The organism is Planococcus massiliensis (assembly GCF_000821325.1).
Taxonomy (GTDB): domain Bacteria; phylum Bacillota; class Bacilli; order Bacillales_A; family Planococcaceae; genus Planococcus; species Planococcus ruber.
In genome coordinates this window covers 996026-1011401 of the sequence record NZ_CCXS01000001.1, presented here as the reverse complement: position 1 = coordinate 1011401, position 15376 = coordinate 996026, and the positions used below count along the sequence as shown (strand labels likewise).

At 42.7% G+C, this 15376-nt stretch carries 15 protein-coding genes; 2 read left to right on the top strand and 13 right to left on the bottom strand.

Annotated features, from left to right (window positions below; genetic code table 11):
* Nucleotides 1-179: 179 nt before the first annotated feature.
* From galE (BN1080_RS04920) to BN1080_RS04900, 5 genes are all read right to left on the bottom strand, one after another.
* Nucleotides 180-1163 carry a UDP-glucose 4-epimerase GalE gene (gene galE, locus BN1080_RS04920; RefSeq protein ID WP_052650826.1) on the bottom strand — a complete coding sequence of 328 codons (984 nt, stop codon included), beginning with the start codon at nucleotides 1161-1163 and terminating at the stop codon, nucleotides 180-182.
* A gap of 135 nt (nucleotides 1164-1298) precedes the next feature.
* On the bottom strand, nucleotides 1299-2360 hold the full coding sequence (gene galE, locus BN1080_RS04915) for a UDP-glucose 4-epimerase GalE (protein WP_052650825.1): 1062 nt from the start codon (nucleotides 2358-2360) through the stop codon (nucleotides 1299-1301).
* A 199-nt stretch (nucleotides 2361-2559) separates the two neighbouring features.
* Nucleotides 2560-3030 carry a VanZ family protein gene (locus BN1080_RS04910; RefSeq protein ID WP_052650824.1) on the bottom strand — a complete coding sequence of 157 codons (471 nt, stop codon included), beginning with the start codon at nucleotides 3028-3030 and terminating at the stop codon, nucleotides 2560-2562.
* A gap of 67 nt (nucleotides 3031-3097) precedes the next feature.
* On the bottom strand, nucleotides 3098-4105 hold the full coding sequence (locus BN1080_RS04905; RefSeq protein WP_052650823.1) for a GNAT family N-acetyltransferase: 1008 nt from the start codon (nucleotides 4103-4105) through the stop codon (nucleotides 3098-3100).
* A gap of 52 nt (nucleotides 4106-4157) precedes the next feature.
* Nucleotides 4158-5150 carry a GNAT family N-acetyltransferase gene (locus BN1080_RS04900; RefSeq protein WP_110925576.1) on the bottom strand — a complete coding sequence of 331 codons (993 nt, stop codon included), beginning with the start codon at nucleotides 5148-5150 and terminating at the stop codon, nucleotides 4158-4160.
* A gap of 208 nt (nucleotides 5151-5358) precedes the next feature.
* On the opposite strand from BN1080_RS04900, the gene BN1080_RS04895 reads away from it, so the two are divergent.
* A complete protein-coding gene (locus BN1080_RS04895) occupies nucleotides 5359-6360 on the top strand; it encodes a GNAT family N-acetyltransferase (RefSeq protein WP_052654401.1) in 1002 nt (333 codons plus the stop codon).
* Nucleotides 6361-6416: 56 nt separating this feature from the next.
* Here the strand turns inward: BN1080_RS04895 and BN1080_RS04890 are convergent, their stop codons facing one another.
* A complete protein-coding gene (locus BN1080_RS04890) occupies nucleotides 6417-6761 on the bottom strand; it encodes a hypothetical protein (protein ID WP_052650821.1) in 345 nt (114 codons plus the stop codon).
* 253 nt (nucleotides 6762-7014) lie between these two features.
* Here BN1080_RS04890 and BN1080_RS04885 point away from each other — a divergent pair, with 253 nt between their 5' ends.
* Nucleotides 7015-7977: a GNAT family N-acetyltransferase gene (locus BN1080_RS04885; RefSeq protein ID WP_052650820.1), complete on the top strand. Its 963-nt coding sequence runs from the start codon at nucleotides 7015-7017 to the stop codon at nucleotides 7975-7977.
* 72 nt (nucleotides 7978-8049) lie between these two features.
* Here the strand turns inward: BN1080_RS04885 and BN1080_RS04880 are convergent, their stop codons facing one another.
* The 7 genes from BN1080_RS04880 to BN1080_RS04850 form a co-directional block, all read right to left on the bottom strand.
* On the bottom strand, nucleotides 8050-8472 hold the full coding sequence (locus BN1080_RS04880) for a CRISPR-associated endonuclease Cas1 (RefSeq protein ID WP_052650819.1): 423 nt from the start codon (nucleotides 8470-8472) through the stop codon (nucleotides 8050-8052).
* A 513-nt stretch (nucleotides 8473-8985) separates the two neighbouring features.
* Nucleotides 8986-10209 carry a MalY/PatB family protein gene (locus BN1080_RS04875; protein ID WP_052650818.1) on the bottom strand — a complete coding sequence of 408 codons (1224 nt, stop codon included), beginning with the start codon at nucleotides 10207-10209 and terminating at the stop codon, nucleotides 8986-8988.
* Nucleotides 10210-10411: 202 nt separating this feature from the next.
* The gene (locus BN1080_RS04870) at nucleotides 10412-11242 is read right to left on the bottom strand and encodes an aldo/keto reductase (RefSeq protein ID WP_052650817.1); all 831 of its coding nucleotides are present in this window, start codon (nucleotides 11240-11242) and stop codon (nucleotides 10412-10414) included.
* Nucleotides 11243-11266: 24 nt separating this feature from the next.
* Nucleotides 11267-12253 (bottom strand): 2-hydroxyacid dehydrogenase, encoded by a 987-nt coding sequence (locus tag BN1080_RS04865; RefSeq protein ID WP_052650816.1) that lies wholly within the window; start codon nucleotides 12251-12253, stop codon nucleotides 11267-11269.
* 15 nt (nucleotides 12254-12268) lie between these two features.
* Nucleotides 12269-13417, bottom strand: coding sequence for a galactonate dehydratase (gene dgoD, locus BN1080_RS04860; protein ID WP_052650815.1), 1149 nt, complete (start codon nucleotides 13415-13417; stop codon nucleotides 12269-12271).
* Entirely contained in the window at nucleotides 13418-14917 is a 1500-nt protein-coding gene (locus tag BN1080_RS04855) for a tripartite tricarboxylate transporter permease (RefSeq protein WP_052650814.1), read from the bottom strand. It lies immediately after the preceding gene.
* A 6-nt stretch (nucleotides 14918-14923) separates the two neighbouring features.
* The gene (locus tag BN1080_RS04850) at nucleotides 14924-15367 is read right to left on the bottom strand and encodes a tripartite tricarboxylate transporter TctB family protein (protein WP_052650813.1); all 444 of its coding nucleotides are present in this window, start codon (nucleotides 15365-15367) and stop codon (nucleotides 14924-14926) included.
* Between the last annotated feature and the right edge of the window lie 9 nt (nucleotides 15368-15376).

Sequence of the window (15376 nt, the reverse complement as noted above, 5' to 3'; positions counted from 1 at the left end):
TACGAATTTAACTGAAATACCTAATAATTCTGAAAATATTTGAAATAAATTTATCTTTTTATAGTTAGAAGGACTAAAATCGTTTCATACGAAAGGAGCAAGAAGGGGTGTAAAAAAAACAGCCTGCCCTTTTATAAGGGTAGACTGCCAGATCCATGGAAAAGTTTCTTTCGGCTCGATTAAATTTGGCGATTATAGCTTTTGCTGTGCCAAGCCCAAGCGCTCTGGATCATTTCTTCTAAATTGTATTTCGGGGTCCAACCAAGGATGTCCTGAATTTTTTTGGAAGATGCGACCAATACGGCAGGATCGCCGGGGCGGCGCTCAGTCCATTCAACTGCTGCTTTTTTGCCGGAAATCTGCTCGCAAAGACCGATCACTTCTTTTACGGAATAGCCGAAACCATTGCCCAAATTGAAAATCTCATTCTCCACTTTCCCCTTGACCAATCCTTCGTAGGCTAAAATATGCGCATTTGCTAAATCAGTGACATGGACATAGTCCCGGATGCAGGTGCCGTCCGGCGTCTCATAATCGGTGCCGAAAACCGAAATCTTTTCGCTTTCTCCAAGCAGATGCTGCAAGATAATCGGGATTAAATGGCTTTCAGGATCGTGGCTTTCTCCAATTTCTCCAGAAGCATGCGCGCCTGCTGCATTAAAATACCGCAAAATGACGTACTTGAAATCATGCGCTTTCGCCGTATCTGCAAGAATCCGTTCAACCATCAATTTCGAACGGCCATATGGATTGATTGGACGGACCGGATTTTCTTCTGTAATGATTGCGCTGTCCGGAATTCCATACGTCGCTGCCGTAGAAGAAAAGATGAATTTATCCACGCCGTATTCCACCATTTTTTTCAAGAGCGTAATCGTAGACCCGACATTGTTTTCATAATATTTTAAGGGCTGCGCGACAGATTCGCCTACCAGGCTATTGGCTGCGAAATGGAAAACCGCTTCGATGCTATGCTCTTGGAAGACTCGGTCCAACGTTTCCTCATCGCCTAAATCTCCATGAATGAAGGTCGCTTTTTCATCCAGCAGGACAGGAAACCCTGTAGTCAGATTATCGAGTACGACGACCTCATAATTGCCGATTAATTCTTTTACCGTATGGCTGCCGATATAGCCGGCGCCTCCACAAATCAGAATAGACATCAAATTCCCCCTTATTTTTCAGACGTTTAGTTTTTACAAAATATGTGAAAAGCATAGCATATTTTGGGGCGGAATGGGCAATTCCTCTCGAATAAGGGGCAGCGTGAACCCACTGCCCCTCCCAACCATTCAGATTTAAAAAGCTTTATCCAACTCCCGCCCTAAAAAGGAGGCCGCAGGATGCATCGATTCTTTATAGCCAAAGGGATTTTTCGCCTGCCAGTTCCAGGAATCGCGGCACATTTGCATTAAATCTCTTTCCACTTTCCAATCTAAGACCGATTGGGCTTTTGAAGGATCTGCCCAATAGCAGGCAGCATCTCCGCTCCGTCGGGGAGCAATTTGATAAGGCACATCAATGCCCGTTGCTAAAGAGAAGGTGCGGATCAAATCTAATACGGAATAGCCTTTTCCGGTCCCTAAATTGAAGGTTTCAAGCCCTTCATGCGTCTCTAAATAATCCAGCGCTTTCACATGCCCTTTCACCAGATCGGTAACGTGGATATAGTCACGGACTCCGGTGCCGTCATGGGTATCGTAATCGTCGCCGAATACTTGCACCACTTTCCGCCTTCCTACAGCCACTTGCGTAATGAACGGCATCAGATTGTTCGGCTTGCCTTTCGGCTCCTCTCCGAGCAACCCGCTTTCATGCGCTCCAATCGGATTAAAATAACGAAGCACCGCGATGCGCCATTCAGGATCCGAGACGAGTAAATCTTTCAGGACTTCTTCCGTCATCGATTTGCTGCGCCCATACGGATTTGAAGCAGCGAGCGGCGATTCTTCGATGAGCGGCGTATCATCTGAGACATCGTAAACCATCGCCGAGGAGCTGAAAATCAGTTTTTTAACCCCGTGCCTCTTCATGATTTCACATAAGTACAACGTACCCGCTAAATTATTTCGGTAATAAGCGAGCGGATCCGCCTCGGATTCCGCCGCCGATTTCAGCCCCGCAAAATGCATGACTGCCGAAATGGGATGCAAAGTGAAGATTTCGTTCAATTTCTTATAATCCAACAGATTGACTTGATAGAAAGGAAAGTCTTTGCCTGTGATACTTTTAATGCGCCGGATGGCTTCGCTCTGGCTGTTGATCAACGTATCCGCCACAACAATTTCATGACCCGCTTCCAGCAATTCAACTGCCGCATGGCTGCCAATGAACCCCGCTCCGCCTGTTATAAATATCATAGTGGTCCTCCTCCTGCTCCAAGGATTTCTAATGACTTCCTATACTAAATGGCTTAGGTTAAATTAAAGTTAAATAGACGAAATTATCTAATAATTTTAAATTCTTTAGGTTATTGGACGGTTTCTGCTGTAAATAATAGAAAAAATATTTAATGTAAAAAATCGTCCCTTAACAGGAACGATTTTTTTCAAGAGGAATTCAATTTATGGAACGGGAATCCCGCTTCGGGAAAAACCATCTTCGGAAGAGCCAAAACAGCAGGAGGCCAGCAGCTGCTCCTGCACTGTCGATTCCGACGTCCCGCATTTCACCGCTTCTGCCGGGGATAAACAACTGATGAAATTCATCGGTTAGGGCATATCCCGCTGCTATGCAAAACGCAAATGCATAACTGCGGAATCCAGCTGCACCGCTTTTTCGCAGCGCATTCAGCGCTAAAATGCCCAGCAGGAGATAAGCCGCAAAATGGGCGCTTTTGCGGACTATCGTATGCAGCTTTTCTACAGAATCCCCGAGCGCCGGCGAAATCTGTTCAGCTGCAGCAATGATTTTTTCCGTAATGGCGGAACTTAGTTCCCCTGATTCGCTCCCAGGTTGATGGGACAAGAAAAAAATGGCGGCCATCCAGATCAGGACAGCCGCCCAAGCTGCTTTTGGTATGTTTTTCATCAATCGATTAGCCTCTTTTTCCAACAGTTTTGGCTCCATTATACCATTTCAGCGGTTCTCTTTCCCATCAACTCATTGTCTTTTCAGTTTTTGCGGCAAGCCGGTAAGCAGGCAGGATGTCCTCGCTCTTTTCCGCCCCCGCCTTTTCACATAAAAGCGCGTATACTTCGGGATCCCAGATGCGGTGGCCAGTAAAATAATCCAGCTCTGCACTTTTGCTGAATTTCTTTTTAAATTGATAGAGTTTGTCGTCTTTTTCCCCAGTTCTCCCTCCACCATGATGGATCCGTTCGTAGCCATGTTCTTCTCCCCATAAGGCAAGTGCGTATTGCAGCACATAGGCTGGCGCTAGCCGGTGGTATTCTTTCAGCGTCCCGGTGAGATGGGCATGGATCGCGTCGCCGCAAGCAAAGCTGATACTCATGCCGATCGTCTTCCCTTCATACATCACTTCCACTGTGACCAGATATTCACCCAGCAGTTTCATGCAGTTTTCAAAGTAATCATCGTCAAAATAGTAAATGGAGTCTGCATCATTCCGGTTCATCGTCGAATAGTAAATCTTTTTAAAATCATGAAGATCGTCCGGGTTTTGAACAACTTGGAATTCCACTCCCGCTCTCAGCGACTGCCGAATGTCTCGTCTGCAGGAAGAGGAATATTCATGCAGAATCAAATCATCCCATCCTTTCAACCAGGTCTGGATGGTTTTCCTTTTGAAACGGATCTCGTAGCATTCTTTGAAATCCGCTGCATTATTGAAAAGCGGATGAAATCGGACAAATTCACACACCACGTTGTTTTCATTACAGTACCGCTGAAAAGCCGCTTCGTATGCTTTTACGAGCCCGTCTCTATCGCCATTTTTGCAGTCGAGAATGATCGGGCCGCCGTACCCGTAGGGAGTCGTCAAGTCATAATACGGACCGCCTTCGACTTCAAGCGGAATTTCTCTTTTGATAAATAGATTTTTAACGGTTCCTTCTGGCCCCTCGTAGCAAAATTCTTCCGCTGCGCCGCCCTCGATTTTTTCATAGAGCCGCGCATAATCTTTTTTAAAATAGATATCGTTCATTTTTCAAAACCTCTTTTCTTCTCTCTCTTTATATAAGCGCCCGTCTCAACCGCTACCCGCGATACAGCGGGAAATAGCCCGGATGTTTAATTCCTTCCTGCGCTTTTTTCGCTTCCGATAATTGATCATAGGCTTCCGGCATACGGATTTTCTTCCCCATAAGCAATTCTAATGGAGGAGCTTTTGTAAAGTTCCGTTTAAAACGGTAAAGGTTTTCATCCGACCCGGCCCCTCCAAGGTGGAGTTCCTTTTTGCCGTTTTCGACTCCCCAGCGGCATGCTTCTGAAATGACCAGGCTGTTCCCTGCTAGCGGATAGGCGGAAGGGTCATTTGCCGCCAGATGGTAATGCATATAGTCCCCGTGGTGAAGAATGAGCGAAGAGGAAATGTAGCTGCCTTCATGAATCGCGTTTATGAAAAATTGCTTGCCTTTGAACACCTCGAACGAGGCATGCAAAGATTCCAAACTGAAAAGATAATAGTCCTCTATGTTATTTTTTCGGGCCGTCAGATCATAGAGCCGGTGAAATTCACTGGCGCTTTCACCCGTGAAATCCAGTTCGATGGACACATTGTTCTTAACCGCTTTTCGCACTTGCCTTCTGCTCGAAGAAGAGAATTGCTCCATAAAATAATCTTCCCCTGTCAAATCGATATAGAGCGTATGCCCATTGTCGCGGAACTCATAGTAATCCTCAAAATCAAGCCGATTCCGCAGCCACGGATTAAAGCGGATGTATTCACTGACAATCCGCTCCTCTTCGCAATATCGCTGGAATTGCTCCTGAAACTCTGCAGCCAGCTGCTGCCGCTGCCCTTCTTCACATTTCAAAATGATTGGTCCGCTAAATCCGTACGGCGTAATAATATCGGAATAACGTGCCCCGTCTACCTGGACCGGCGTTGGCCTGACAATGAATTGATAATAGACATGCCCTTTTTCATTTTCCGTCTCAAATACACGCCATTCTCCGCCCGCCTCTTTTGTCTCAAAAAACTTCCCCCATTCGGGCAAAAAATAAATGTCCGGCACTTGCACGTTCATTCCTCCCTTATTTCCTAGAACTAATTCAGGATAATTAAGCTATATCTAATCAAATATTTTCTAAAATATTTGAAAAGAGTATATCATAAAGACCTATACCAAATACAGATAATTCTGAATTCAATATTGAAAAATTAAGAGAAATCGATTTAAATAGAACTGTGCAGCTTAACCTGATCCATTATTTTGAGAAACGAGGGTGATTGGATTGCCAGACATCTATTTTGAAGAAGCATACGGAAAACTTTATGAAGAAATCGAGGGCGGAGTCTGCGAAACTTTTGAGTTCACCCATTCGCTTGGCAGCGTCAAACACCTCTTTATTAAACGTAAAATTGAAATTGAACCGGACGGCGCTGCCTATTATGATCTCACAACCCCATACGGATACGGCGGACCGCTCATGTTCTGTGAAAATATAGCCGATCGTCCCGTTCTGGCAAAAGAATTTCAGAAGGCTTTTCAGCAATACTGCCAAGACCGCAATATCGTTAGTGAATTTGTCCGTTTCCACCCCGTCTTTTCCAATGAACAAGATTTTGGAGAAATGTATGAAGTGGTTTGGAGAAGAAAAACGGTCGGCACCAACCTCGCTGATTTTGAAAATCCGGTTCAAAGTGAATTTTCAAAATCAGCGAAAGAGAACATCAAACGGGCCCTGAAGGCTGGAATTGAGACCCGCGTGACCCGGCATCCCAAAAGTTTAAAACTGTTTAAAGAGTTCTACTATAAGACTCTGCAAAAAAATCATGCGGAAGACATCTACTTTTTTACGGATGAGTATTTCGAGAAATGCCTGGCTCTACTCGGCCCTTCCATTTTACTCGTTGAAGCCCTCTATAAAGGGGAAGTAATTGGAATGATCATGAATTTCGTCCACGGAGATTATGTGCATATCCACCTGTCCGGCACGCTCCAGGAAACAATTCACTTGTCGCCCGTCTACATCATGATGCAAACACTCACCATCTGGGCAAAAGAACAGAACATGAAACTCATCCATTCTGGCGGCGGCAGAACGGCAAGCCCGGACGACAAACTGTTCCAATTTAAAAAACGCTTCGGAAAACATACGGAGTTTGACTATTATTTCGGCTACAAAATTTGGAACCCAACTGTTTACGAACGGCTGACGGCCGCAGTTGGAGCGGTTCCACCCAATCCATGTTTTCCGGCTTATCGGGCTCCGGCAACGAAAGAAGTCGGATAAAAAAAGGCGCAGATGGGGAGAATTCCACATCTGCGCCTTTTTGATAGGGCTGGCATTTAAAGAAGCTTTTCTTTATTGACCTCTTCCATTTTCCTGTCGTATTCTTTCTGGATCACGCCTGAGAGGAGATGGCTGAAAACAATCGGAACGGCCATCATGAACACGGCTGCAAGAAATAAATTCAGGCCAAGATGTGCATGAAGAATGCCGAAGATCACGAAACTGAATGGCGCGACTCCGAAAACAATGGCAAGCGACAAAAACAATTTCATCGATTCGAATTTTCTGCGTTCCCGCTGCGCCGAACGCGAATATGTATCTTCCGGGTTCTGCACTTCGCTTACGGATAAGTTTTTCGCGTATTTCTTTTCAATCATTGGCAAGAATGCATCTTTGTTCATCAATACTCCCCCTTTGTCGGTTTTACTCCAGTGACAAGCTCTTTTTGTAAGATGAGGCTGAGGCTAAAGAAACTAAAAAAATATTTCCTAGTTCTATGATATCATATTGTTTGAAAATTAGAACTACTTTATTCAGTGTATTTCTTTCTGTTCCATAAAAAATGTTCCTTATCTGAATTTTCAGTATTATTATTCCGTGATTTTGTATATACTAATAGTTAATATGCTTTTTCAATTGTAAAGGAGCGAATACATGACTTTAAAAGATATTTATTTTGAAAAGCCTTACGCCCGTTTATACGAAGCCATTGAAAAAGGATCTTGCGAAGTATTCGAATTTAAGCACCCATTAGGTTCAATTAGGCATCTATTCATTCGGTGCGAATTGGAAACAAAACTAGAAGGGCACACCTATTACGAACTTAAAACGCCTTACGGCTATGGCGGACCGATGATTTCGGATTGCCTCGAGCGCGACAAGCCGGTGCTCGTTAAAGAATTCCAAGCCGCTTTTCAAAAATACTGCGTAGAGCAGCGAATTGTGCGCGAAATTGTGCGCTTCCACCCTGTTTTTTCAAACGCCGAAGATTTCAGAGGCTGCTACGATGTTTCTTTTAAGCGGAAAACGACCGGCACCAACCTGGAGTTATCGGAAGACCCGGTCCAAAGCGAATTTTCGAAATCGTGCCGAAGGAATATCAAAAAAGCTTTAAAAAGCGGTGTCAGTTTTAAATTGACTCTTCAGCCAGACAGCCTCGGAAATTTTATGGAACTTTACTACGAAACCATGAAACGCAATCAAGCCGAAGATATTTATTATTTTGATAAAGCTTATTTCGACAAATGTCTAGCTAATTTGCGTGAACATATTCTCTTGACCGAAGTAATTTATGAAGGAAAAACAATTGGGATGGGGATCAATTTTCTCTACGGCAAACTTATCAGCACGCACTTGTCGGGAACATTCGAGGAATACCATCATCTTTCTCCTGCTTCGATTCTGCAATACGCATTAACAATATGGGGGAAAGAAAACAATTTCACTTTGATCCACGACGGCGGCGGAAGAACAAGCGACCCAGAAGATTCGCTGTTTCTTTTCAAAAAGCAGTTTGGAAAAAATACCGAATTCTCCTACTACATCGGATATAAAATTTGGAATGAAGAAATTCACCGGGAATTGAACAAATTCGCTCAACTCACCCAGACTAACTAATAAAGACGATTCCAAAAGGCAACATGAGCCATTTGGAATCGTCTTTTCTTCTTTTATGTATACGTATTCATTTTATGTCCAAACACATCGGTAGCGCCCTCGCTGATCCACTTGAATATCATATAAGCGAATCAATTCGCACATGCAATAAAATACATTTAAATTTTCCATCGAGAAATCTTTTATTTTTTCATCATCTATGTAAGTGACGAGGTTATCGTCTTTTCGGTATATGTATTTTTTTTCTGTGTATAAAGATTCGTTGTAAATCGACGACCCTTCTTCCAGAGACGTCTGGAATTCCGACCATTTGTAAATGGATCCTTCCATATGGTCATACTCCCAGGAAAAAATCAGGACGAGGTCGTAGTCTTCCAGAAAGTACACTGTCTCCTCCCGTGTTTTCAACATTTCCTCTACGGTTTCCCCTACAATTTTCTTGAATTTACTTGTATCGAATTCTTCTACTACCGGTTCTCTTTTGAATATAAACATGAATTCCTCTCCTGTGTAAAAATATTTTCTTTTAGAAAAGCATCGCAATTTATCAATACAGGCTTCGGCTGTTGAAGTCTCCTAAATCATTGGCAAAAATCGACTTGAAGTAATATACAATAAAATAACCCTTTAGACTTTTTATCTTTTCTTTATATTAGGCATTATATACCTTTGATTTATTTTATAGAATAGACTTAAATACTCATCATTATTATTTCTAAAAAATTCTTACTATTTCTTTGCGATAATCTTTTATTATATGATAAGACAAATTATTGTCATCTTAAAACGGATCTTTAATCAAGGTTCGAGAACCTTATGATTCATATGGACTATTATTTTCAATTTCTTTCTGAATCTATGAAAGGTAAAATCCATAAGAAGGTATATGGGTTTACTCGCAATTCGAGATTTATGAGTTAAAGTGTTTTTCTTAGCTTTGGAATTTTTGATGCCACTAAAAAACCATCCCCCAAATACATTTGGGAGATGGTTTTCACACCATTATTCTTATTTCGCTGCCTGTTCTTCAACGGGCTGTTTTTTTGAAAGATCTTCAAACTCACGGGAGATCCGCTCCAAGGCTTCCTGGATCAACGGGCGCGGGGATGGAATGCAGATTCGCTGGTACATCTCCCCTTCCTCTCCGAACATATTGCCGTCTTCAAGCAGGACGTTGGCTTTATTGAAAATCCGGTCATGGATTTCCTTTGCGCTGATGTTATAGCCGCTAAAATCGAGCCACATGACATACGTGCCTTCCGGAATGACCACTTTCACTTCCGGCATGTGCTGAGCCATATAGTCTTTGACCATCTGCATCGTGCCATCGATATAGTCTTTTAGCTGCTCAAGCCAATCTTCGCCGTCGTTGTAAACGGAGATCAACGCAGACACTGCAAACGGCGACGGCAATTGCATGCCCATTTCCGTTGCAAACGTCGCACGCAGATCTTCATTCGAAATGATGACGTTTGTACAGTGCAAGCCAGCGACGTTAAAAGTTTTGTTGATGGCTGTGAACGTAATGAGCTTATCCGTAAATTCCGTAGCTTTCGCCATCGGGACGAATACTTGGTCTTTGCGGATCAAGTCGCCATGGATTTCATCCGCCACAATCACCACATCATGGCGATGGCAAATTTCCGCCATGCGCGCCAGTTCTTCCTTCGTAAAGACGCGGCCGGTCGGGTTATGCGGGTGGCAAAGGACGAACATGGTCGTTTTTTCGTCTTTTGCTTTTTCTTCGAAATCCTCAAAGTCGATCCCGTACTGGCCATCTTCTCCTTTGACCATCGCATTGTTGACAACTTTCCGTCCGTTCCCTTCAATCGCGGAAGTGAACGGCGGGTAAACCGGACGCTGGATGATGATGCCATCGCCTTCACTTGTCAAAGCCTTCACCGCTACGTTCAAGGCATGAACAGTCCCAGGGCTGTAGACGATTTCCTCTTTGGCAATCTTCCAGCCATGGCGCGTTTCGAACCAGCGCTGGATTGCTGTATAATATTCTTCTGGAAAAACAGAGTAGCCAAAAATGCGGTGATCCACTGTTTTGTGGAGCGCATCGACAAGCGGCTGCGGCACCGGCAAATCCATATCCGCCGTAAATAACGGAATGGTGTCTTCATCATAGCGCTCGGTCAAACCAAACTCTTTGATCATGTCGCCGCCGTCCCATTTCATCGAATAAGTGCCTCTTCTATTTACAAACTCATCGAAATTATATTTCATTCCACTACTTCCTTTCTGTTCTACATCTAGTTTGGCATATGGACGCGCAACTCGTCTAATCATACACATTTCCACTTAAGCTATTCTTGAAGCATAAGGTGAAATCCTGCTGAGATAAGTCCGCCTCATATTATTTGTTTGAAAATTAACAAAAGAAAATGCTGTATCCGTCTTTAAGAAGGATACAGCATTTGGGTATAGCTTAGAAATTAAACGTTTCAGGATCTGCACCGCTACGGCTGTTGATATTTAAGCCGTTGATTTCTTGCATATCTTCTTCTTCCAATGAAAAATCGAAGATATCTGCATTTTCAATGATTCGATGTTCTTTAATTGATTTGGGAATGGTTAAGACATTATTTTGGATGTCCCAGCGTAAAATAATTTGCGCGGGGGTTTTTTGATGCTTTTCAGCAAGCCGTTGAATAACCGGGTCCCCTAGCAATTCGCCTTTTTTCAATGGAGACCACGCTTCTAACTGAATGCCTTCAAGTTCACAGAATTCTCGTAGCTCCACTTGCGTCAGATGTGGATGGTATTCAACTTGGTTGATCACTGGCTTAACTTCGCCTTCTCTCAGAATATCTTCTAAATGATGAATATTAAAGTTGCTGACGCCAATCGCTTTGACTTTCCCCTCTTGATAAAGCTTTTCTAGAGCTTTCCACGTTTCCACATACTTGCCTCTAACAGGCCAATGAATCAAGTAAAGATCTAAGTATTCTAATCCGAGTTTCTCTAAGCTGATATCAAAAGCTTTTAAGGTGTTTTCATAACCATGGTCGCTGTTCCAAACTTTTGTCGTAATGAATAAATCTTCTCGAGGAACGCCAGATTCTTTAATTCCTTTTCCTACTCCTGCTTCGTTATCATAAAACGATGCTGTATCGATGCTTCGATAGCCATTTTGAATAGCCGCTTTAACTGCCTCTGTTACAACATTTCCGTCTTCCACCTTAAAAACTCCAAGCCCCATAATCGGCATCTTAACTCCGTTATTAAGTGTTACTGTATCTTGTAAACTTTTATACATTTCCTAGCCTCCAATTTTATCAGTTTATTTTTGTTTTGCCATGTCTTTTAATTCTTTGACTAGATTTGGCGGATTTTGCCCTGTAACTCCTGCTACTAAATTATGCGCTGCCGTCATAGCCATTTTGAATCGTGTCGCTTCTGTAGCGGAACCCATGTGCGGCATAGTCACCACATTATCCATTTTTAACAAAGGATTGCCTTTATCTACAGGCTCTGTTTCATATACATCAAGGCCAGCACCTTTGATTGAACCGGTCTGCAACGCTTCGATCAATTCTGCTTCTTTCACAATTTTTCCGCGGGAGCAATTGAAAAAGAAAGATGTTGGCTTCATCAAATCAAATTCTCTTTTGCCAATTAGCCCTTCTGTTTCTGGACTAAGAGGAAGCATGACTAAAACAAAATCCGCTTTTTGAAGTAGGACGTCTAACTCTGTATAGACTGCTCCATACTTTTCTTCTGCTTCCGGACGCCTAGAGCGATTATTGTAAAGTACCTGCATATCAAATCCTAAGGCAGCCCGTTTAGCGATCTTTTCACCAATATTGCCCATCCCAATAATCCCTAAAGTGGCATGGTGAACATCTTGCCCTAAGAAATCTTCGTCGTCTAAACGGGACCAGCTTCCGTCTTTTACGTATTGATTCAACCGCCCTAACTTTCTAGCCGTCATCAAGATTAGTCCCAATGCCAAATCGGCAACACTGTCATCCAGAACATGAGGAGTATTGGTGCCTAGCACATTTCGTTTTTTCATCAGTTCATAATCGAAGTTTTCATAACCGGCTGCGACATTGCTGAAAATCTTCAATTTTGGTGCATGATCCAAGAATTCTTCTGAGACTTTCCATTTCGAAATCATTAATCCGTCGACATCAGCAATCTCTCCATATAGAACGTCTTGGGGAATCGCTTCTTTTTTATCCCAAATTTTATACTCGCAGTACTGGGCAATATATTCTTCTACTTCAAGCGGAATCGGTTTAGCAATATATACTTTAGGCTTCATCTTTTCCCCTCCCATTTACCACTCGGCAATGCTGCCATCTTGATGACGCCAAACTGGATTTTTCCAGTTATGGCCGATTTCACTTTGCTGTCTCACGTAATCTTCATTTATCTCGATTCCAAGACCTGCGCCTTGTGGAATTTTCACATAACCCTCTGTATATTCAAATACAGAAGGGTCTTTAATATAATCCAAGAGATCATTCCCTTGATTGTAATGGATGCCTAGACTTTGTTCTTGAATAAAAGCGTTGTGTGCGGTCGCGTCTACTTGTAAACATGCGGCCAATGCAATTGGCCCAAGTGGACAGTGCGGGGCAAGCGCTACATCAAATGCTTCTGCCATCGTAGCGATTTTTTTGCATTCAGTAATGCCGCCTGCATGAGATAAATCCGGTTGGATAATATCCACATAGCCTTCTGTAAGAATCTGCTTAAAATCCCAGCGCGAGAACATTCGTTCTCCTGTCGCAATCGGAATTGTCGTATGTTTCGCAATTTCTCTCAACGCTTCATTATTTTCTGCTAGTACCGGTTCTTCGATGAACATCGGCCGGAATTGCTCAAGTTCTTTGGCTAAGATTTTTGCCATCGGTTTATGTACACGTCCATGAAAATCGATGCCGATGCCAACATAAGGGCCAACTGATTCTCTGACCGCCGCAACTCTCGCAAGTGTTTGATCGATTTTCTCATAAGAATCAATGTATTGGAGCTCTTCGGTGCCGTTCATTTTAATCGCTGTAAATCCAGCATCCACCACTTTTTGTGCAGCTAACCCAACATCAGCTGGACGATCGCCGCCAATCCATGAATACACTTTAATCGAATCGCGGCAAGCCCCACCGAGCAATTGGTAGACAGGGGCATCAAAATACTTCCCTTTAATGTCCCACAACGCTTGATCAATACCGGCAATTGCACTCATCAGAATTGGACCTCCCCGGTAAAAACCTGAACGGTATAACATATTCCAATGATCTTCAATTCGTAAAGGATCTTTTCCAATCAAGTACTCCATCAATTCATGGACGCAAGCTTTGACCGTAGATGCTCGACCTTCAATTACCGGCTCTCCCCATCCGATAATTCCTTCATCTGTTTCAATTTTTAAAAACAGCCACCTCGGTGGAACTTGAAACAATTCATAGCTGATGATTTTCATTTAAGATTCTCCTTCCGTCGTCGGTTTTTTCACTTTTCTAGTCAATAGCGGAGAAAATAATGTTATAACCGCCAAGATGAGCAAGACCACTGTAATAGGTCTAGTGATGAAGATGTCAAAGCTTCCTTGAGACATTACTAAAGCCCTTCTGAAATTACTCTCCATTAATGGCCCCAGTATAATCCCTAAAATTATTGGAGAGGCAGGGAAGCCGAAGCGCATTAAGAAGTATCCTGCAATTCCTGAAATCAACATGACGAGAACATCAAAATAATTATTTCCAAGAGAATACGCTCCAACTACACAAAGCACTAAAATAATCGGCGTTAATACAGTCGTTGGCACCAGTAATATTTTTGTGAAAAGCCGGATTCCAAATAACCCGACAATCAGAATCATTAAATTTGCAACCAACATCCCGACAAATAATGTATAGACGATCGGACCGTTATTTTCGAACAACATCGGACCCGGCTGAATTCCTTGTACCATTAAAGCACCTAATAGAACTGCGGTAACGGCATCACCTGGAATGCCCAAAGTCAGCAAAGGAATCATTGCGCCGCCAGTTACACCATTATTTGCTGCTTCTGGAGCTGCCACACCTTTCATTTCCCCTTTGCCGAAGCCGTCTTTATTTTTCGAAAAACGTTTTGCTTCGTTATAGGCAACAAAAGCGGCAATGTCTCCGCCCGCTCCTGGAATCATTCCGATAAATGTTCCGATAGCCCCTGAACGAAGGATTGTACCAATTAAAATTTTAAATTCAATCCATTTCAACTTTACTTTCTCAACTACAATTGTAAGTTTTCGTGTCGAGAAAATACTCCCCATCGCCCTGAAAGCTTCCGAAGCAGCGAACAGCCCAATCATTACTGGTATCAAATTAATACCGCTTGAGAGATTGACATTGTCAAAAGTAAAACGTGGGAAGCCACCAATTGGATCGATACCGATAGTGGCAATTAATAATCCGATAAAACCTGCAATCAGGCCTTTGACCATAGACTTACCAGCAATGCTTGAAATAATGGAAATTCCGAAGACTGCCAATGCAAATGTTTCCGGAGCACTGAATTTCAAAGCGAACGTAGCCAGCTGCGGTGCGATAAAAATTAAAACAATGACACTTAATATACCGCCAATAGCCGAAGAAACTGTTGATACGGTTAATGCTTTATGCGCTAAACCTTTTTTTGACATCGCATAGCCATCTATTGCAGTAGCAGCAGAAGATGGAGTTCCTGGCGTGTTGATCAGAATGGCTGTGATGGACCCGCCGTATACGGCTCCGAAATAGACTCCAATCAATAAGAGAATTCCGGTAACCGGCTCCATTCCAAAAGTGACTGGCAAAATCAGCGCCACTCCCATCGTAGCTGTCAGCCCTGGAAGTGATCCAATTGTGATACCAGCAATAATGCCCATTAAAAGGATGAGCAGTACATTTAATTGAAATACACCTGTTAAACCTTCTAATAATAAGTCCAAACTATTCACCCCTAATTAAGAAAATAACGTACCCATCGGTATCGATACTTTCAGCAGAATCTGGAAGAAAACGAAAATGAAGAGACTGGTTCCAACCGGTATCGTAATAAGCAGGATTTTGTTCTTAACTTTAGAGAACAGCAATAATCCTAACACCAGCAAAAAAGTCGAGATATAAAATCCGATATATGGAATGACAACAACATACAAAATAACAAACAACATGGCTCCGATTGAATATTTCATTGTATTCTCTTGTTCATCCGATTCTTCCTTGTTACGAAATGTCTGAATCAGAAGAATGGAACCTAAAATAATCAACATAACGGAATATACACGCGGCATAAATTCTGCGCCGATTAATTGGTTTTCCAATTTTGGAAAATTGAAAGTTAACGAATAGAAAAAGCCAGCAATAATGATGATGATCAGTCCACTAATGTAATTGGGTTTCTTCACGCATTTCAC